This window comes from Candidatus Protochlamydia amoebophila UWE25, from assembly GCF_000011565.2.
GTDB classification, from domain to species: Bacteria; Chlamydiota; Chlamydiia; order Chlamydiales; family Parachlamydiaceae; genus Protochlamydia; species Protochlamydia amoebophila.
In genome coordinates this window covers 172,483-193,190 of record NC_005861.2, presented here as the reverse complement: position 1 = coordinate 193,190, position 20,708 = coordinate 172,483, and the positions used below count along the sequence as shown (strand labels likewise).

The 20,708-nt window shown below is 34.0% G+C and carries 14 protein-coding genes; 11 read left to right on the top strand and 3 right to left on the bottom strand.

What is annotated here, in order from left to right; translation table 11 throughout:
* Positions 1-336: 336 nt before the first annotated feature.
* Positions 337-2,979: an MGH1-like glycoside hydrolase domain-containing protein gene (locus PC_RS00585; protein ID WP_044044660.1), complete on the top strand. Its 2,643-nt coding sequence runs from the start codon at positions 337-339 to the stop codon at positions 2,977-2,979.
* A 117-nt stretch (positions 2,980-3,096) separates the two neighbouring features.
* Here PC_RS00585 and PC_RS00580 read toward each other — a convergent pair whose 3' ends face one another.
* Positions 3,097-3,714, bottom strand: coding sequence for an HAD-IB family hydrolase (locus tag PC_RS00580; protein WP_011174670.1), 618 nt, complete (start codon positions 3,712-3,714; stop codon positions 3,097-3,099).
* A 224-nt stretch (positions 3,715-3,938) separates the two neighbouring features.
* On the opposite strand from PC_RS00580, the gene PC_RS00575 reads away from it, so the two are divergent.
* From PC_RS00575 to nrdJ, 8 genes are all read left to right on the top strand, one after another.
* Positions 3,939-5,027 (top strand): vWA domain-containing protein, encoded by a 1,089-nt coding sequence (locus PC_RS00575; protein ID WP_011174669.1) that lies wholly within the window; start codon positions 3,939-3,941, stop codon positions 5,025-5,027.
* A gap of 114 nt (positions 5,028-5,141) precedes the next feature.
* Positions 5,142-6,260 carry a vWA domain-containing protein gene (locus PC_RS00570; protein WP_044044658.1) on the top strand — a complete coding sequence of 373 codons (1,119 nt, stop codon included), beginning with the start codon at positions 5,142-5,144 and terminating at the stop codon, positions 6,258-6,260.
* On the top strand, positions 6,257-7,960 hold the full coding sequence (locus PC_RS00565; RefSeq protein ID WP_044044656.1) for a hypothetical protein: 1,704 nt from the start codon (positions 6,257-6,259) through the stop codon (positions 7,958-7,960). The genes PC_RS00570 and PC_RS00565 overlap by 4 nt, the downstream gene beginning before the upstream one ends.
* 4 nt (positions 7,961-7,964) lie before the next feature.
* Entirely contained in the window at positions 7,965-9,683 is a 1,719-nt protein-coding gene (locus PC_RS00560) for a BatD family protein (protein WP_044044648.1), read from the top strand.
* Positions 9,684-9,726: 43 nt separating this feature from the next.
* A complete protein-coding gene (locus PC_RS00555; RefSeq protein WP_011174665.1) occupies positions 9,727-10,104 on the top strand; it encodes a YidH family protein in 378 nt (125 codons plus the stop codon).
* On the top strand, positions 10,101-10,856 hold the full coding sequence (locus tag PC_RS00550) for an SH3 domain-containing protein (protein ID WP_011174664.1): 756 nt from the start codon (positions 10,101-10,103) through the stop codon (positions 10,854-10,856). Before PC_RS00555 ends, PC_RS00550 begins: the two co-directional genes overlap by 4 nt.
* A gap of 238 nt (positions 10,857-11,094) precedes the next feature.
* Complete coding sequence (locus tag PC_RS00545) at positions 11,095-12,078, top strand: hypothetical protein (RefSeq protein WP_011174663.1); 984 nt, start codon at positions 11,095-11,097, stop codon at positions 12,076-12,078.
* A 371-nt stretch (positions 12,079-12,449) separates the two neighbouring features.
* Entirely contained in the window at positions 12,450-14,462 is a 2,013-nt protein-coding gene (gene nrdJ, locus PC_RS00540; RefSeq protein ID WP_011174661.1) for a ribonucleoside-triphosphate reductase, adenosylcobalamin-dependent, read from the top strand.
* A gap of 522 nt (positions 14,463-14,984) precedes the next feature.
* Here nrdJ and PC_RS00535 read toward each other — a convergent pair.
* On the bottom strand, positions 14,985-15,752 hold the full coding sequence (locus PC_RS00535) for a metallophosphoesterase (protein WP_011174660.1): 768 nt from the start codon (positions 15,750-15,752) through the stop codon (positions 14,985-14,987).
* Positions 15,753-15,821: 69 nt separating this feature from the next.
* Complete coding sequence (locus PC_RS00530; protein ID WP_044045308.1) at positions 15,822-17,165, bottom strand: sugar phosphate nucleotidyltransferase; 1,344 nt, start codon at positions 17,163-17,165, stop codon at positions 15,822-15,824.
* 261 nt (positions 17,166-17,426) lie between these two features.
* Between PC_RS00530 and PC_RS00525 the strand changes: the two genes are divergently transcribed.
* Positions 17,427-18,263, top strand: coding sequence for an ABC transporter substrate-binding protein (locus tag PC_RS00525; protein ID WP_011174658.1), 837 nt, complete (start codon positions 17,427-17,429; stop codon positions 18,261-18,263).
* A 366-nt stretch (positions 18,264-18,629) separates the two neighbouring features.
* Entirely contained in the window at positions 18,630-20,681 is a 2,052-nt protein-coding gene (locus tag PC_RS00520) for a hypothetical protein (protein ID WP_011174657.1), read from the top strand.
* The last annotated feature ends 27 nt before the right edge of the window (positions 20,682-20,708 follow it).

The following is a 20,708-nucleotide window of genomic DNA, read 5'->3' as shown; positions in this document are numbered from 1 at the left end:
GCGTGATATTCATAATCCCAACTCCCTCCTACTAAAAGAAAAATGGCAGCGATATTTTCTAAGACCTAATTAATTGATTGGGCAGTTGTTAGTTGAAACTAAAAATACTTAAATTTTCCTTTTTAAAAAAAATGATTCTTAAAAAAATTCTAAAAATTTTATGAATTTCAAAAAATAATTTGAAGAAATTTGGTCAAAAAATAAAAACAAATTAATTTTTAATAAATAATTTACGCAATGTTGATTTGATAAATTCCAATAAATGTTATGAGTCAAGTAAGACAATATGTACTCAAAAAAATTTAAATTTAAATTAAGCTTTTGCTTCAGATATTTATGACTTCATCTCCAGAACACCAACGTTTACTAGAGCATCATCAACGTCATTCGAATTGGAAAAAATGGGGGCCTTACTTAAGTGATCGTGCTTGGGGAACTGTGCGTGAAGATTATAGTGAAACCGGAAATGCGTGGAATTATTTCCCTCATGACCATGCTAGAATGCGAGCCTACCGTTGGAATGAAGATGGAATTGGAGGAATTTCGGATCGGCATCAATACGTTTGTTTTGCAGTTGCTTTGTGGAATGGAAAAGATCCGATTATTAAAGAACGTTTTTTTGGCTTAAATCCTCAAGAAGGCAATCATGGTGAAGATGTCAAAGAGTATTATTTTTACCTAGATAATACTCCGACTCATAGTTATATGAAAATGCTCTATAAATATCCACATCAAGCTTACCCGTACGAACAGCTTATTCAAGAAAATCAAAGGCGCTCTTCTCGTGATCCCGAATATGAACTAATCGATACAGGCATCTTTCAAGATAAATGCTATTTCGATGTCCAGATAGAATATGCAAAAGCAGGGCATGAAGATATTCTTATTCGTCTATCGATTACTAATCAAGCGTCTGAAGCTGCTCCTCTTTACTTATTACCGACTGTTTGGTTTCGAAATACGTGGAGTTGGGGATACCCCGAAGGTCCCATGGAAGATATACCGACGAAGCCTTTTTTATTTCAAGAACAAGAAGGCAATCGTTCGTTTATTAAAATCGAACATCCTGCTTTACGCACCTATTATCTTTATGCTCAAGACAATCCCGATTGGATTTTCACAGAAAATGATACAAACTTTGAACGTTTAATGGGAAAACCCAATCCAACACCTTATGTGAAAGATGCTTTTGACCGTTATTTAGTCCATCAAGACAAAACAGCAGTAAATCCTGCTAAAAAAGGTTCCAAAGGCGCTGCATTATATAAATCGATCCTCCCTGCCAAACATACAGAAATTTTTCACCTCCGTTTATGTAAAAATTTCCTTAAACACCCATTTGAAGGATTTAATGAGATCTTTTCATTAAGAAAACATGAAGCGGATCTTTTTTATGAACAAGTTCAAAATCAAGCCTTAGATAAAGATGCAAAAAATTTACAAAGACAGGCCTTTGCGGGACTTTTATGGTCCAAGCAACTCTATTATTATGATATTGAACAATGGTTAAGAGGAGATAAGCAAATTCCTCTGGAGCGTCAAAATGACCGTAATCAAGGTTGGATTCATCTTGTCAACTTTGATGTTATTTCAATGCCCGACAAATGGGAATATCCGTGGTATGCCAGTTGGGATCTTGGATTTCATTGTATCTCACTGGTATTGATTGATCCAGACTTTGCCAAACGTCAGCTTATTCTTATGACAAGAGAATGGTATATGCATCCGAATGGTCAACTTCCCGCTTACGAATGGAACTTTAGCGATGTCAATCCTCCCGTTCTCGCTTGGGCAGCCTGGAGGATTTATAAAATTGACGGGAAACAAACAGGAAAACCTGATCGAAATTTTCTAGAAGCCATTTTTCATAAACTTTTGCTTAATTTTACCTGGTGGGTTAATCAAAAAGATGAAAAAGGAAATAATGTTTTTCAAGGAGGCTTTCTAGGTTTAGATAACATCAGTATTTTTGACAGAAGCTCCCCTCTTAATGATGCTCGCATTGATCAAGCGGATGGAACAGCTTGGATGAGTTTTTACTGCATTTTAATGATGAAAATTTCTATCGAGCTGGCCAGAACAAATCCCGTTTATCAAGATTCTGCCACAAAGTTTTTTGAACACTTCTTACGTATCGCCAGTGCCATGATCAAACCCGAGCAAAAGGGATATTCGCTATGGTGTAATGAAGATGGTTTTTTCTATGATGCTCTTCACACAAGTAATGATGTCATTCCTTTGCGTATTCGATCATTAGTTGGTTTATTACCCATTTTAGCTGTTGAAACGATTGACCGTCGAATTCTGGATGCTTTACCCATTTACAAACAGCGATTAGAATGGTTCTTGAAAGAAAGGCCGGACTATACAAGTACACTAGCTTCAGTAGAAGAAACGAGTACAGGAGCGAGACACCTTTTATCTATTTTAGATAAAGAACGTCTTGTTCAAACTCTGGGCTATTTATTTGATGAAAACGAGTTTTTATCGGAATATGGGATTCGCTCTCTTTCTAAATATCATGAAAAGCACCCCTACTCATTAAAAATTTGGAATCAAGAACACTTTATTAGTTATCATCCCGGAGAGGCAGAATTTCGCCTTATTGCCGGAGGTAACTCCAACTGGAGAGGCCCCATCTGGTTTCCTATTAATTATCTTTTAATTGAATCATTACAAAAATTCTATCACTACTATGGAGATTCACTTAAAGTCGAATTTCCGACTGGATCGGGAAATCTCATGAACCTAGGAGAAATTTCTAAACAACTTTCTAATCGCCTTATCTCTTTATTTTTAAAACGTGCTGATGGAACGCGACCTATCTACCAAAAAAATAGCCCCTTTAATCACGAAGAGGATTGGCAGAATCTTTTTCTCTTTTTTGAATTTTTCCATGGGGATACAGGAGAAGGGCATGGAGCAAATCACCAAACAGGATGGACAGCTCTTATCGCCAAACTTTTACAACAATGCTAAACTTCTACAACAATTGGGTGAAGAAAATTAATGCTATTTTGTCAAACAATTGGCCAAACCTTCTGTTTGATCTCAACTCACTTAAACAAACATCGTACAGGTTGCGGATAAAATAGATTAAAAAATTTTAGTTTTAAAGCTTCTATAAAAAGGGTAATCGGCTAATGCTAAAAGTTCTTGATCGCCTAGACTATCCCCATAAGCATAAAGTTGATAAGTTTCTTTAGGGCCAAGGTAATTCGTAAGACGTTTAGTTTTTTCAACTCCCCAACAATTTTTTCCTTTTAATTTTCCTGTCACATTCCCTTTAGAATCTACTTCTAATGTCGAAGCAAGAATTTCTTCAAACCCATATCTTTCTGCCCAAGGACGTAAATAAAGGTCAATAGATGCGCTCACAAGAATGCAACGATGGCCTTGCCTTTGATGCCATCTTAGCCTTTCAATAGCTTGAGCGTTTAAATAAGCATCTAATTTTTTGTCTGCATAACGTTTACAAACAGCCTTAAGCTGTCGCATAGGTATACCTTTGAAAAACTGTGTTAAAATTTTTTCTTTTATTTCTTGTCTAGAAAGTTTGCCAAAAAAAAATTTTAAGAAAACGGGAGCTAATTGAATTATTTTCCATGAAGCTTGAAAAAAACCTGTCTGTTCATAAAGAAAAGGAAGCAATGAATCACGATTTGTCAATGTTTTGTCAAAATCAAAAGCTGCTACTACCGAAGGATGAATCATGAAAAACCAGAAAAGAAAGTTTTAAAATATAAACTCACAGAAATTGTCTTTAATTTTTTCCACGTTACTTTCTGTGATAAAAGTAGTATGTCTGACTATAATTGGAATTTCAAGCAAAGAAACTGTAAGAATGGCTCCTTATTCTTATACTTTATATAAAAAACAAATAGACTCGAGAAAAAAGAACAGATATAAAAAAAACAATTTAAAATAAGGAGGAATCTTTGCCATTGACGATTGACTATCTAGCTTTAGTTATCTTAGGAATTTTCCTGTTTATGGCATATTGGCTTCAGCAAAAATGGCAAACTCCTTATCTTCCTTCTTTAGCATTTTCTGATTTAGAATCAATCGATCGTTCTTCTAAACGGCGCCAATTCTCTCATTTACCCTACAGACTTTATCAATTAACCTTATTTTTTTGGTGCATAGCTTTTATAGATCCTCATTTTTTATTTATTAAAAACGATCCATTAGCACAACCCTCTTTACCAATTCCTACAGAAGGAATTGCGATTTATTTGATCGTCGATCAATCTAGTTCTATGAACGAAAAAATTTCTTCAAACAGTTTTTTTGAAAGAGGAAGGTCTTTTACTAAAATTGATCTACTTAAAGTAATGGCTGGTCAGTTTATTTTACATCGTCCTTCAGATTTAATCGGACTCGTTGCTTTTGCTAGAGTTCCTAAAATCTTATCTCCTCTGACCCTAGATCATGAACTACTTATCAATCAATTAAATGATTTAAAGGCCATCAATTCCATGGAAGAAGATGGAACAGCAATGGGCTATGCGATTTATAAAACAGCTCATTTAATTGTTGCTACAAAACATTTTGCACAAGAATTACAAAAAAAGGGTAAGCCTGCCTACGAAATTAAAAATGCTATTATGGTTGTTTTAACTGATGGGTTCCAAGATCCTAATCGATTGGATTATGGTAATCGATTACGCACAATTGAGCTTGATGAAGCCATTGCTTATGCTAAAAATGCAGGAATTCATCTTTATATTATTAATGTAGATCCAAAGTTTTCCTCCCCACAATTTGCGCCCCATAGGCGACAAATAGAGACTTTAGCAGAATCAACAGGAGGTCAACTTTATTTAGCCAATCAAGAGAAAGACTTAAAACGTGTATTTGATACTATTGATCGATTAGAAAAAAGTTCACTACCTCTGGATTCATTTAGCTCTTCCCCAGTGATTAAACATCGAGTATCGTTTTATCCTTACTTCATTGCCGCTGGATTAAGTTGTTTGTTCTTAGCTATTTTTTTAGAGAGTACTTGGTTGAGAAAATTTCCATGAATATACAAATTTTGAATAAAAAAAATGAAGATCATGTGGCATTTTTTTTTATTTCAAAACGAAATTTTGTAAAGTTTCAGTGTTTATTCAAAATTTGTGTTGAAAGAGGTGTTGATGTCTATCCGTAATCTCTTTTTTGTTTTTCCCCAAGCAAGCTTTCTAATGTTATTTTTGTTGCCTTTATTATTTTTGCAAGGTTGTCTCTTTTACTATCGACAAAAACAAACAATAGCGTTTGCTTCTGACAAAGTCTTAAAAACTTTGTTAATTCCTCGTTCAAAATTTGTCCATCTCTGCAAAATGATGATTTGCTTACTTTGTTGGCTATTTGCTTGTTTAGCTTTAATGAATCCTCAAAGCAACCTTCGCTACCTCTCTTTTGCGGGAGGAATTCCTTCACAAAAAACGATTGATTTGGCTAAACAAATTCATTCGCATGAAATTATTTTATTAGTAGACACCTCAGCTTCGATGGATGTAAAAGATAATCCAAATGGAGAAACGCGATTAGAACGTGTAAAAGATATCATGGATAACCTTATTTCTTTATTAACAGGACAAACGGTATCCCTTTATGCTTTTACCTCTACTTTAACTCCTATGGTCCCTTCAACAAACGATTATTTATTTACACGGATGATGATTAAAGGCTTATCCATTAATGAAGGAGATGTAGAAGGAACGAACTTTGAAACAGCTCTTACTTTACTCAAGAAAAAATTATTTGAACTTCCAAAAGAAAAATTATTGACATTGATTTTATTTAGTGACGGAGGTGATGAACAATTTGAAAAATTAGAAGATCCATATAAGCAAAAAGCGATTCAAAATATCTTAAGTATTTTTCCCGATTCAATTAAAGATCATTTATATTTCTTGACAGTTGGCATGGGATCATCTCAACCTCAACTTATCCCGCACGTGCTTTTTGAAGGTAAACCTGTTTATTCTAAATTAGAGCCCTTTTTGTTAGAACAACTTGCTACCCACTATCAAGGTAAATACTATCTCGCTGAATCCTGGACAAATAAAAACTTAACGGAAGAATTAAATAAACAGCTTTTAAACGAATCCGTTCGTAAACAAACCGAACCGGCTCAATCTCTCGAAAGAAAAGTTCGTCTTGCAAAACGAGACGAACTTCTATCAGATTTATATTATCAAATTCCTCTAGGAATAAGTATTCTTCTTCTTCTTTTATACTTAATTTTACCTGATGCACGGCGGCCATGAAAAAACGAATTTTTCTTCTTTATATGGGATTCTTATATTTTCAAGGATTGGAATCTAATGAATCCATTTCGCAATTGGGGAGCCAGGCAAAGGCATTTGCCGAAACACGCGATTTAAAGCAAGCAAGCCAACTTTATGAAAAGCTTTCCACACAAAGCTTACCTGATTGGCAACAAGCCCTTATTTTATACAACTGGGGAACAGTAAAAGTTCTTCAGCAAGAGTGGGAGGCTGCCCTAAAAATTTTTAATCGAATTGCCCTTTCTTCAATTTCTTCTCCCCAACTTTTACGATCTGTAACTCTCAATCGAGCTGCTGCACGTTTAGGACAAGCGAAGCTATTATCCGCACAAAATGATACAAATTCATTAGGAGAAAGACGCTACCTCATTTGGCAAAGTTTAAAAGAATTAGAAGCCGCAAAAGATATTGATTGTCGTATCCAAAAAGTTGAACAAAATCTTTCTGACTGCTTAGTAGTTCCAATAGATATTCATATTCTTCAAAATAAAGGGGTGTTAGCACTCAATCAGATTAATAAAGAGCTCAAAGATCAATTTTTTGCTAATCTTGATTTAGCTTCTTTATTGGCGATTCTGCGACAAAGTCTTGCTACAGCTCTTCATTTTTCCTTATTTTTTACTAAGCAGATAATTCCTCATGAATTTAATGCTGCTTATTTAAAATATTTTACTTTTCAAATGAAAACAATAGAACCCCTTTGGGATGGTTTAAAAAAAATTTCTTTATCTGATGATCAGCGAAAAATAATCACAATTGCTTTCGAAAACTTCACAAATGCTTTAGATGCTTCACTAAACAGCAATTGGGAAAATGTTCAGAATCACCTCCAATTTTCAGAGGATTCTCTTCAAAAATTTGCTTCGCAATCCGATTTAGAAACTCTTATATTACGCTACCGGTTAACGCTTTTAAATAGGATTGATGAAGTCATTTTAAAAGTTTTGCTAGATACACAAACTTCTTTTGATAAAAAAGATTTCCTCAAGCAATCCTCACAATTTTTAAAAAAAGCCATTGAAGAAATTCAAATTAATCGTCCTTTTATTTCCCGTTTTTATGTCATTTGTGCTTTGAGTGAGATTGAGAACTTACAAGCTGAGGAAAGTGAAGAAAGATCTTGCAAACAAATCCTTCAACAAGCTCTACAAAACGCTATCAGAGGAAATGAGCTCACACAACTTGTCACACTATCTGAAGATTTTGCAAACAAGGAAATCATGCTAAAAGATGTTCAAGCTAAGCAACATCAAGTAATTCAGCAATCCTTATCTTTTATTCCAAACGCTTTAAAAGAAGAAAAAATGAATTTTAACGCAGGAGATTCCAAAATAGCTTGTCAAAAACAACCCTGGGAACAAGTCATTCCTTTATTTGAAAATGGATTACTAGCAGCTAAGCAAACTGAAATTTGGATGAAAAGTTTTCCTTTACAATTTTTTGCTATTTTAAATGAGCAACAAAAAACCATTATTAATTGGCAACAAGCTTTAAAACTATTAGAAAATTCTCCTTCATTTTCAGAGCAAAGCCCTAATCCTAATCCAGATCCTTCTCATTCCAATAGTAAGCCAAAAACAAGTCAAGACATTCAAGAAACCCTTCGACTTCTCCAAGAAATGCAATCAAATGATCAACCCCAAAAAGGTCAATCTTCTAAAGAGAGACATTCATGGTAAAAAAATGATCAAAGCTTTATGCATTTATTTTCTTTCCTTTATGTCAACTTTATCAGCCGTAAACATAAAGGTTGAGGCTTCTATTGATTCTCAAAACAATCAAGAAAATCATCCCCTTTCAGGAATAATTAGTATTACTCATCAAATTCAAGACGAAATTGATTCTAATTCATTTCAAATAGAGGGAAAGCCTCTTTCAGTTACTTTTATTAAAAATGTAAATGTTTCTGAAGAATTACCCAAAACTATTGTATCTTTTTATCATTTCACTCTTTCTCCGCAAGCTAAAGGACTGTATGTTTTACCTCCTATTTCAGTTAAAATAAGAGATAAAATTCAAAGTAGCCCACCCAGTTCTTATGAAGTGAAAGAGCTGAAAAGTTCACTTTTAAACCCAAAAAATTCTAAATTTTCCTCTGCTTCTATACAATTAAAACGTTCCTCTGCTTCTAATGCTTTGATTTTCAAATTAGAGGCAAGTATTAAAGGCCCTACTTTACTGTATCCAGGCCAACGTACCAATTTATTTTACCGCATTTCTTATAATCAAAGTGTTGAATTAACAGAGTCTCTTCTTCCTTTCATTCATGCTGACGCCTTTAAAAAAATTGGGGATGCACATATTAGAGACTTTCAAAATGGTGAGATCACAGTGCAAGAAATTTCTCAAGAAGTGGAAGCAAACCAAATAGGAAGTTTTAAGTTAGGGCCTTCTTCAATTTCGGGTTATAGTTACCAAACTAATTTTTTCGGTAAGAAAAATTATCAACAGCCACTCCTCAAAGCGGAGGCTCCAGCTGTCTACTTGCAAGTAAAGCCCTTTCCTTTGGAAAACAAACCCTATTCTTTTAATGGAGCATTGGGTGTCGTTGATGTTAAAATCAAAATGAGAACATCTTCTGAAAGACAATTAGAAGATAAAATTTTGATAGATATGTATATTTCTGGCGTCGAAAATCTAGAAGATTTTCGACTCCCAGATTTTTATTGTCAGCCTGGATTTAGTGGTTTTTTTCAATTCAATGACCTCCCTCTGACAGGAGAAATAAAAGAATCTTCAAAATATTTTCAAATCGAACTTATTCCCGTTTCTACATTTATTAATACGATTCCTTCTTTTGAAATTTCCTCTTTCGATCCTGTAACGAGCCGCTATATCCTTAAAAGAACGGATCCTATTCCTATTGATCTTAAAACAATGCCAATGGCACCTTATCCCACAATTTCTTTGGAAAAAGAAAATGAAATCCCCAACGAAAAAATTCTGTGGAATTCTTCTTCATGGCCACTTAGCCCTCTTGAAATCAAAGATTCACAAAATTTGCCTAGATTGAGCCATAATTGGACGCAAACTCCATGGATTTTATTAGTAATTCCTTTGGGAATCAGTTGGCTAACCCTTCAATCATATTGGAAAAAATTATGGGATTTAAAGCCTAAAAAAATCAAAAAGCAAAGTTTAATTCTTTTAGAGCAAGCTTTAAAAATCAAAAAAAACTCGGAAAAAGAAATCTTGCAGTTGCTTGAAAAAGCTACTTGGTGGAAAGTATGGGAAGAAGGCATTCTCCCTATAAAAGTTACTTCTTTAGAAGATCTTTCTACTCAAGGGAAAGCCGGAAAAATGAGACAGTTTATTTACCAGTTGCAGTCTTTACAGTATGGCCCAAGTACAGGGATGGAAATAGCTGATATTAAAGTACAAGCCCAAAAATTATTAAGTTAAGCTTTGAATTCATTTATTTTAAATTGAGATGATAAGGACAAAAATGACAGATCCTCAACCTTCTGTAGATGAACGAATCCTTCTCGCTCAGGAAAGGACTCGTTTAGCTGCCGAAAGGACTTTTTTAGCATGGCTTAGGACTGGGTTAACTGGTATTGGAATAGGGATTGCAATTGCGCGATTTGTTTTTTTTCAAACTACCTCTCACCAAAAAACAGCTCATCTAATGGGACAGTTCCTTATTTTATGGGGAATTTGTATTTTTCTTTTTGCTTTAAATAGTTATCGGAAAAGTCTGAAAAAAATTGGTTTTTCAAATCCTATTTCAGACCACCCTTCATTCTTCGGTTTAGGTTTAATTACAGCAGCTTTGATTCTTTTTTCTTTCATTCTCTTTTGGATTATTATAGATAAACCATGATGTTTCTTGTAAGTTTCCTTTTCTTCTTTTTTCCTTTAGAAGCTTATCAAGAAGCCTCGCTCCAACAGGCCAATCAATACTATGAAAATGGCCTGCGAGCATCTACTTTTCAAGAAAGAAAAAACGCTTTCAATCAAGCCCTTCATTTGTATTTAAGCGTCGAAAATGCACAAGGAAGTTCTAGCAAACTTAACCAAGCGATTGCTGATACTTACTTCCAACTCGAAGAATATCCTTGGTCTATTTTGTACTATGAACGTGCTAAAGAACAAAATCCTCGCAATTCAATTATTCAAGAGCATCTTTATATTACTCAAAACAAGCTAGGATTAACACCTATGAAAAACTCTAGAATTAATGATTATTTACTCTCTTCCTATCTTTCTTTTTCTGATAAAGTCTATATGTTTTTTTACTCTTTTCTTTCTTTTGTCTTTTTTATGACAATTTTTATTTGGATTCGAACGCAATTTACTAAAATTCTTTCTTTCTTGACAGGTAGCTTAGTCTTATACAGCTTATTAAATTTAATTATTTCATTATATATTATTCCAATTTATGCTATTTTTATTACTTCTACTGGTTTATATCGCGCTCCTAGTTTGGAAGAACCTCAATTGTCTACAATACCTTTCCTTGCAGGGCAAAAAATCCAAGTTATTGATATAGCTCATCAAGGTAACTGGCTAAAAGTAATAGACGATAATCATCAAATTGGCTACGTACCCAGTCAATCAATTCGAATTATTTAAGAGCGTTTTTAATTGATTATGATGAACAATTAAAAAATGCTCTTAAAATTTAGCTTAATAAATATGAGATTTTTATTAACTGTTTTGTTATAATAAATTTGGACCTTTTCGAGTTAACAAGTTACAGCTAAGTTATTTATTATTTTATACTTAGTCTTAAAATAATCTAAAAACTTTTCATATCGAAAAATGAATCTTTTTAATTTCAATTTCTTCACATTTTAAATTAATTAATCATATGACAGCAATAGAAAGACGCGCATTATATAATCTATTACGTATGAACTGGCTTAATAATCCTCAGATGAAAGTCGATCATTGGCAAGTAGACGATTATCGCATTTTTTCAACTGAAACATTATTTGAACGATTAAAGAAATTAAACATTAATCTCGATAAAAGTAGTTTTATTGCTTATGCCGATGAGTGCGAATCGCCCGAAGATTTGACAGAACAATTAGTGGGAGATCGGGAGCTTAAAGCTCAAAACGAAGATCAGGTTTATTTATTAATTTTTGAGCTTTGGAGAAGGCTTTTAAGTGAAAAACCTTCTTTATCAATTATATGTAATGAGCTTGATCAACTCATTTATCAATATGATCAAGGAAAAGTTGAAAACTCTACGTTACTACAAGATCAACTAAATCAATTTATTACTCTTTTAGATGAAAATGCAGATCAAGGAATTCCTCCTCAAGAAGTTTTTACCGGAGTTTCTACCTATTGTGCAAATGACATTGAAACTTTCCTTTACGATTTTATTTCTGAAAGAATTGAAGAAGAAAATGAAGCTTATGCTTTAGATTTATTAGACGATTTTTCTACCTATTTAGGAACCAATAAGTGGTTTGATTTATTGCGGGCAAGACTTTCGAGTCTTTCTAATCGAAAAATCGCAACTAAACAACTTTCTCAACTTTTAGAAGATTATTTAGATAAGCAAGATCTTGAGTTTAACTTAGAGCTGCTTTCATTTATGACAGAAATTGGGGATCCATATACATTTAAAGAAGTTTTACAAAGCACGCTTCCTCTTTTGCAGACGGAAGAAGATTTTCAAGATTTTTTATTTATCTGTGCAGACTATTGTCACCGACTCGATCAAGAAAACAAAGAAAAATCTATTCATATTCTTATCCATCAACGGTCAAATAAAGAATTACTCCATCCTTTCAATTCCAATGATCCTGCTCTAAAAATTTTATTACAAATTTTTGAGTAATCATCCAAGTTTTAAATTTAATTGTGCGATCAGTCCTCAAAAATTGATTGATCACTTTTTCACAACTTTAATTTTCTTAACTGACTTATATTTAAATAATTATGATAAAATCCCTCAAAAGTTGCTAATTACTTCGCTATCAAGACTTTCAAATCATCTTACTTTTTTTTCATTTATTCGAAATGCTTCAATATCAACAGCTTAAAAAAGGCTTCAGAAGACACTCTGAATAGGTTAAAATAAATTCTGTATCTTGACTTTATAGTTGAAAAAATAGATAACAAAAGCAGTTTTACTACAACCCGTTGTAATTTTCTGAGTAAGCAACTACAAGATCTTGTATTAATAATTAAAAGAGATAGAGGACCACTATGACCAAACCAACAGCTCGAGCGATGGCTACCGCTTTACGCACTTATCATCGCCCCGTCAAAGAAGGGGATACACAACTAGAAAATTGGGATCAGGTTGTTGAACGCGTTATTTCTCACCAACGATGGTTATGGGAACGAGCACTAGGGCGCACTCTTAACGAAGCTCAAGAGGACGAATTAGAAGAAATTCGCTCTCTCATTTCAAACCGACAAATCGCACCTGCGGGCCGTACTTTGTGGTTAGGTGGGACTGAGCTAAGTCGCACGCGCGAATCTAGCATGTTTAATTGCTCATATACACATGTCGAAACAGTTTATGATGTAGTGGATGTTTTATGGTTGCTCCTTCAAGGTTGTGGTGTTGGATTTAGACCAATTACAGGAACTTTAAATGGTTTTAGAAGACCTCTTCAAGAAATCAAAGTTATTCGTTCAAATCGAACTGAAAAAGGCGGTATTCAAAATAACGTTGAAACTTATGATCCAGAAACACATATATGGACGATTAAAGTTGGAGATTCTGCCATTGCTTGGGCAAAAGCTGTCGGTAAATTGGTAGCTGGTAAATTTCCTGCTCAAACTCTTGTTCTCGATTTTTCAGAAATCCGTCCGGCGGGAACCCGTTTAAAAGGTTATGGTTGGATTTCTTCTGGAGATGAACAAATTGCTAAAGCTTTTAAAGCTATTGCGAAAATTTTATCTGATCGATCGGATCAATTATTGACCCGCATGGATATCCTCGATATTGTCAATTGGCTGGGAACTATTTTATCTAGCCGCCGCTCAGCCCAAATTGCTTTATTTGAATACGATCAACCAGAATGGGAAGATTTTGCCATCGCTAAAAAAGAATGGTGGATAAAAGGCAATGCTCATCGTCAACAATCTAATAATAGCCTTCTTTTCCGCTCAAAACCAAATCGAGAAGAATTAGAAAGAGTCTTTCAATTAATGTTGGATTCAGGAGGATCTGAACCTGGTATTATTAACGCCGCAGAAGCTGAAAGAAGAGCACCCTGGTTTAAAGGATGCAATCCTTGCGTCGAAATACTTTTGGGTAACAAAAGTTTTTGTAATTTGACAGAAGTCAACGTATTAGCTTTTAGAGGAGATAAAGTTGGATTAGAAAGAGCTCTTTACCTTGCTGGTCGTATGAACTACCGCCAAACGATGGTTAACCTACGAGACGAAATTTTACAAGAAGCTTGGCACCTTAATAATGACTTCTTACATCTTTGTGGGGTAGGATTAACTGGTGTAAGGGCACGTCCTGATTTGACAGCTTATGATTTTAAACGAATGCGTAATATTACAGTTAGTGCTGCATACAGCATGGCGAATGAACTCAATTCCCCCTTACCAAAAAATGTGACTTGTATCAAACCCAGTGGAACCATAAGCAAAATCATGGGAACAGAAGAATGGGGAGAAGTACCTGAAGGTATTCACATGCCACTTGGAAAGTATTTATTTAATAACATCACTTACTCTAAGCATGACCCTCTAGTCACAAAATTCCGCGCAGCCGGTTATACCGTTATTGAAAAACCCTATGAACCAGAATCTGTGTTAGTCAAATTTCCCGTTAAATTTGAAAATGTGCCTTTCACACGCACAACGGTGACAAGAAAAAATGGAAAAATAGAAGAAGTAGAAATCAATACCGATTCAGCTGTAGCTCAGCTAGAACTATACAGCATTCTTCAAACGACTTGGTGCGAACAAAACGTTTCGAACACCATTTCTTATGATCCCTCTGAAGTTCCCGCCATTATTGACTGGTTCATGAAAAATTGGGACTGCTACGTTGGAGTGTCATTCTTATTTAGAAACGATCCAACTAAAAATGCTGAAGATTTAGGCTATGCTTATCTGCCTCAAGAAGTTGTTACAAAAGAAGCATATGAAACGTATTGCGCAAAATTGTCAGATATTGATTACTCCGGTATTCATATTCGCGATGATGATTTAGCCGAAGCCTGTGCTAATGGCGCCTGCCCTATTCGATAATATTCTTTTAGACGATGCTGCTGCAAAACCAGCATCGTCTATCGATATATAAACAAAAGAAAGAAAAAGCCGATATTATTTTAAGTTTTAGTCTAATTTGTTTATTTTAATTGATCTTATATAAATTCAGCTAAAAGCCAGTATTTCGTATTTCAAAAAAATTGATCTTTCAAAGTTCATTCATATTTATTTGCATCTAAAATTTGCCCCAGATGGTGCCCATATCTTAATAATATTACACTCGCAAAAAACACTTGCTCACTTATTGACACTTTCAAACAGATGAATTTCAACAATTTTTAAACAGAAATAAGAACCTTTACAATAACATGCATCTCCCATCTATCTTTTGGTTATTTTTAGCTTCATCCAAAATAGAACAGCCAATTTGCTTTTTATCAATTGCGGCAAAGAGAAGAGATAAGATGTGAAAAAAATCGCTTACTTCAAGTTAATTTTTTTGGTCAAACCGAAGGTCGATTTTTTTGCCAATGGTCAGATACGTTTTTAAAACTGAAATAGTTAAAAAGGAGAAAGATCTGCTATTTTAATAGGTTTAAATTGGTGAAGATAATCACAAGCAACTAACTGATAACGGATATTGTTATGCATACCAAAAATTTCACGGTCAGCTTTAACATTGTGTAAATGCCCAAATACACAAATATTAATGTGATATTTTTCTAATAAACGACTTACCTCTGTTTCTTCTAAATTCGCTCCAATAGGAGGATAATGAGTCATGGCAATACGCAACTTTGCTTGAGAATGCATCGTTTTCAAGCTTGTTTCCAGTCGCTTTAATTCGCGTTCATAGATTTTTTGACTTTCCTCTGAATGATCTTCGTCATTAATTTTTTTGATACACGCAAAATCCTTAAAATCAATCCACTCATTAAAACTGATTCCTGGAATGTCCCAAAGGCGAGCTCCTGCAATATTTACCCCATTCCAAAAAAAACTATTATTTTGAATCAAATGACAAGAAGGGGGCAAAATCGACTGAATCTTGGATAATGATCCCCACCAATAGTCATGATTTCCTTTAAGCAATACTTTTGTCCCTGGAAGCTGACCAATCCAATCAAGGTCCAACCGAGCTTCTTCTAAGCGCATAGCCCAAGAAATATCACCTGGAATTAAAACCAAATCATTTTCAGCAACCAATTCAAGCCAAGATTGTTTAATTTTGTCAGTATATTCTTCCCATTGTGGGCCAAAGATCCTCATGTGTTTATTAGGGGCACCAAAAGGAAGATGAAGGTCAGCAATTGCCCAAATTGAGAACATATTAACCTAAAAAAATTAATCACTCACTTAAAAAATACGTTCGGTGAGTGATGAAATAGATAATATTAATTATAAAATAAATCCGTCTGGAAGGACTGATCCGCGTGGAACAACGATGATACCATCTCTAATAAAAACAAGCTCACTTTCGTAGCGAGTCAACTGTTGCTTATTAATCAACTGGACGCCTTTTCCAATACGAACATTTTTATCTATAATAGCTTTTTTGATAATACAATTTTCTCCAATCTGAGGTTCAGACGGAAGTTTACAATGATCATTTACAGGAGAAACATAATAATCATTTCCCATTAAATAAGAATCACGAATGATTGCCCCAGAACCAATGACTGTTCGCGGACCTAAAAGGCTATGAGTAATTTCGTCTGCTTCGATAATAGAGCCTTCACAGAGAATACTTTTTTGAATTTGGCAAGTAGTAAATTTAGCAGGTGGTAAATCATATCGATATGTGTAAATAGGACGTGCCTCATTGTGAAAGTTAAAAACAGGGTTGGTTTCAGTTAAAGCAAGATTGGCCTGATAAAATGTTTCAATCGTTCCGATATCTTCCCAGTACCCTGTGTAAAGATAGGCTGAGATTTTCCCAGAGGCAACTTTTGTGGGAATCAAATGTTTACCAAAATCTTCTCGAATATCTTCAGAAAGAAGCTCAACTAATGCCTTTCGTTTGAATAAATAAATTCCCATTGATCCCAAATAAACTCGTTCGCCTGTCGGCGCGACTCCTGCTTTTTCAAGAATATTCGATGGACTTCGCAATTGTTGTAATAAATCGTTATCTTGCGGCTTTTCATAAAAAGATGTAATAGAATTTTGTTCATCAACTTTTAATATTCCCATCCGTTTAGCATCTTGAGTATTGACTGGGATAGTTGCAACAACAACATCGGAATCATTTTTTTTAGCAAAATGAACCATTTCCTGAAAATCTATATTATAAAGTTGATCTCCCGATAAAATTAAAAAATATTCAAAAGGACTTTCTAAAAGATAATCAATATTTTGACGAACTGCATCAGCGGTTCCTTGAAACCAATTCTTCTTGGAAGGTTTTTGTTCTGCTGTTAAAATTTCAATAGAACCAGCGCCTGGTCCTTGCATGTATGTTTGAAAAACATGTTGATGCAAAGAAGACGAAAGAAATTGCGTCAGTAGAAATACTTTTTTGCAACCTGCATGTAAAGAATTAGAGATAGGAACATCAATGAGTCGATATTTCCCACCAAAATTAATAGCTGGCTTGCAACGTGCTAAAGTTAGGGGGTGTAAACGTGTTCCTTCTCCCCCACTTAAAATTAAACTAGCCACTTGACGCATATCAACTGATTGAGAATCAGAAGTTTCTACAACTTGAGAAGAACGCTGCCTTAACATTGTTAATGTATTCATTTTCTCGCCCATGGGGTAAAGTTCGGTCAAAAAATGAACCGTAGCATAGCTTTTATTAAAAGCAAAGACTATCAAGTTTAAATTTTTTTTTCTCTCTGTAAAAAGTAAAATAATTTCAAAAAACGAGAAATGAAAAATGTAAAAAATGTTTTTGTCTGGTATTTTATTCATCTCATATAAAACTCGTGTTTCTATAGGGAAAAAATTGACTCATCAACTATGATGACAATTTGTTTTATAATTGAGATATAGGCTGTGTTCATGTTCGATTTTTCTAAGCTAAAAGATAAAATAAGTCAGTTTTTTGCTTCTGCAAAAAGACTTTATTGGTTAGCTTTAGCAATCGTTTTAATTCTTATTTTTTCTCTTATGCGAGGGTGTTCTTCCTCAGATTTGACAAAACCCACTTACTCCATCGGTCAAGATACACAATGGTCAACTATTGATGTGATGAATAAAGAGAGACAATTATCGGCTTTCAATCTCGATTTACTTACATCAATTGCCAAAGAAGAGAGAACTCCCTTCAGTTTGCAATCTACTCCTCGAAACTTTTTGATGAGGCGACTTGAAAGTGGAGATTTAGATGGTATTATTTCAAGCCTTTCTCCTACACCAATTAATCAGTCTTTATACGCATTTTCAGAACCTTATTTTCCTTTAGGTCCTGTGCTTATTATTTCTTCGCAAAGTCCTTTGAAAGGTTGGAATGAAAAAGCGATCAAGCTCATCGGTATACAATCCGGCACATCAGATAAACTTAATTTGGAAAAAGATCCAACCATTCAACTGCGTTTATATGACAATATCTTAAATGCTTTAGCAGACTTGGATGATAGGCGAATTGATGGAGCCATCTTTCCTGCTATCCCTGCTTATGTTTATACTCAAACCTTTTATGAAGGAAAATTGAAAATTGTTACTGCTCCTCTTACAAATGAGAGTCTACGCCTGGTAGCCTTAAAAACAGAAAATGGACAAGAATTGATCAAATTATTTAATAGGGGCTTGAAAAAAATTCGAGACAATAACACTTATCAACAACTTCTTGATCGTTGGGGTTTTCTAAATGTCGAGAAAATGGATCATCAGCCTTAATCTTTATCTTTCTCTGCTATTAAAGGCTCATTTGTTTTTGCTCTTTCATTTGAATCGATAAACAATTTTTTAGTCATTTAAAAAATTCAAATTCAATATTTCCTGTATTCAACTCCAGATTAATGGCGAAATTCATAAAAAATATAAAAATATGATTAATATTTAATTTTCTATTTAGAATAAAAAAATATTAATTTTTACAAACAGAATAAATATTTGAAAATTAAACATGACAGAAGATCAATCATAGTGATTGAATATTTATGAAAAAATAAATATGCTTTGCAACTGTAAATCTAAATATATTAAAGTTTTATTTTAAAAATTCAATTATTAAGCTTAATTTTAAATAAAGTATAGGTAAAAATGTCTAGTCCTCATATTCAACCTGTGCCCCCGTCAAGTTCTAATCCTGCATCAACTTTAGATCCGAAAAGAACTTTGCCAAAAAAACCTACTGCTCCTTCAACAAAAAAAAGTGGTGGTATTTTTAATCCATTCGGCTTCAGTAAACCTTCTAGTAGCTCCAGTTCGACAACAAAAAAAGCAGAATCGATTTTTACAAATGTTAATCCAATAACTCAATCGAGTAAAGCCAGTGCTCAAAAACCTCTGGCAAATAGGCGTTCTTCTATTTCTTCAACCAAAACTGAATCAGGACCTTCTGATTTTATAGACAGAAAAGTAAAGAGAGCTTCTTCAAAACAATTACCACTGACTCAAGAAACGCAAAGTTCTGAAGTTGTTTCCTTAGAATCTGTTCAATCAGAACTCCACAACTTCGCAAAAAACTTTACCTCCACCTTATCGCTAATCAGACAAGAATTACAACAAGAAGTGGATGAGTTACCAGAAGAATTTAAAAATCGCATAAACTTTGCTACTGGCTTTGCGCTTGCGGATTCAGATAATGGCTTAGATGAAAGTAAGCTGGCCCAAAAGGTTTGGAAGCGTCTTGATAGCCAGTGGAAACAGCTTGCCAGTCACGTTAATACTTCTCAAAATTCCGCTAAAAGTCGACGGCTAAGTTTCAGCCCTGATGATGAAAGCATTAAAAAGTTAACAGAAAGCGTTTCAAGGGGAATTCCTTCAAGATCAGATGTTGCAAAAAACTTAGAAAGTATAAAAGATGAAACGCAGCATGGAAATTATATTTGCAATGTTTATTACAAGCCTTTGTGTATTGATGATCTTTCTGAAAATAGTGAGATAAACGAAGTAAATCCTGGCTATTTAACCTCTGCAAAATGCCCCACAATTACTCTATTTACCTACATGCAGCATTTACAACTAGTAGCTCAACACTTTTCTAATTTGAGTAACATACCACCAAAACCTTCTTTTAATGATAAAAATCTGAAGGACTTAATCACAAAATTTATAGAAAGTTTAAACAATAAATTCAAAAAAACACCTCGTGACATTGTCCGTTTTTGTCAACAATTGGGAAGAAGTGTTCATCTTTATGTTGAAAAACTAGAAAATACCCTTTATATCACTTATAAAGAACCTGTTAATAAAGCTGGGGCTGATTATCAGCAAATTGCAAATCGTATTCTTGAAACTATCACTAGTAATGATAAAGGAAGCTGGGATGCAGATATGCGAAGAATTTTATGCAGCTATGGATTGCATATCAAAGGACTTGCTCTACCTCCAGGATTAAATTGGGAAAAAGAATTACAAGAACACTATTTTTATTCAGATAAGCTAAATCTTCCCGATGAATTTAAAACATGGCTTAAGCAGCAATTTAATGAGAAAAACTGGGACTTCAGTGATGTCGAGAAAACATTAAGCAATCTTAAGAGCGTTCATCACAAAGTCTCTAACAGGTTAAAGAAAAGTTTGAAAACTTTCTTAACGTTATTAATGCAAGGAGTAAAATTAAATCTTCAACAACAAGAATGTATAGAGCTTTTATCTATCATGGGATCTGTAGAAAAAGAAAAAGTTAGCATTTCCACTATCTTTACAAGATTTAATGAAGTATTTAGCAAAATCTCAGAAAGCCAGAATAGTGAAATTAAAAAACTTCTCCCTTTTTTACAAATTTTAAGACAAGATATGCTCATTTCTATTCATAGAGAAACTGAGAATGCCTGGCGTTTCATTCGGGGTATAGAATCTAAACTCATTACAGACTTACCAGAATCGAATAAAAAGGTAAATATTAAATGGGACGATTTTGGAAGTAAAATATGCATTTCTCGTGACGCACAGTTAGAAGGGCATCCAGAATGTATCTTAAAATCTAGCATCACTATTTCATCAACGGAAGAAGGAGCTTGGATTGTTCTACCTAATTTAGAAATTACTTCTCCAAAAATCTCTGATATTAGCTTTAAAGAAAGATACATGGAATTAATTGTGACATTAAAAGCCATGGGTCTTCCGTATAGCGAAATCATTGCATAACCCTCACCTTATCGATGCTGAAGTTCC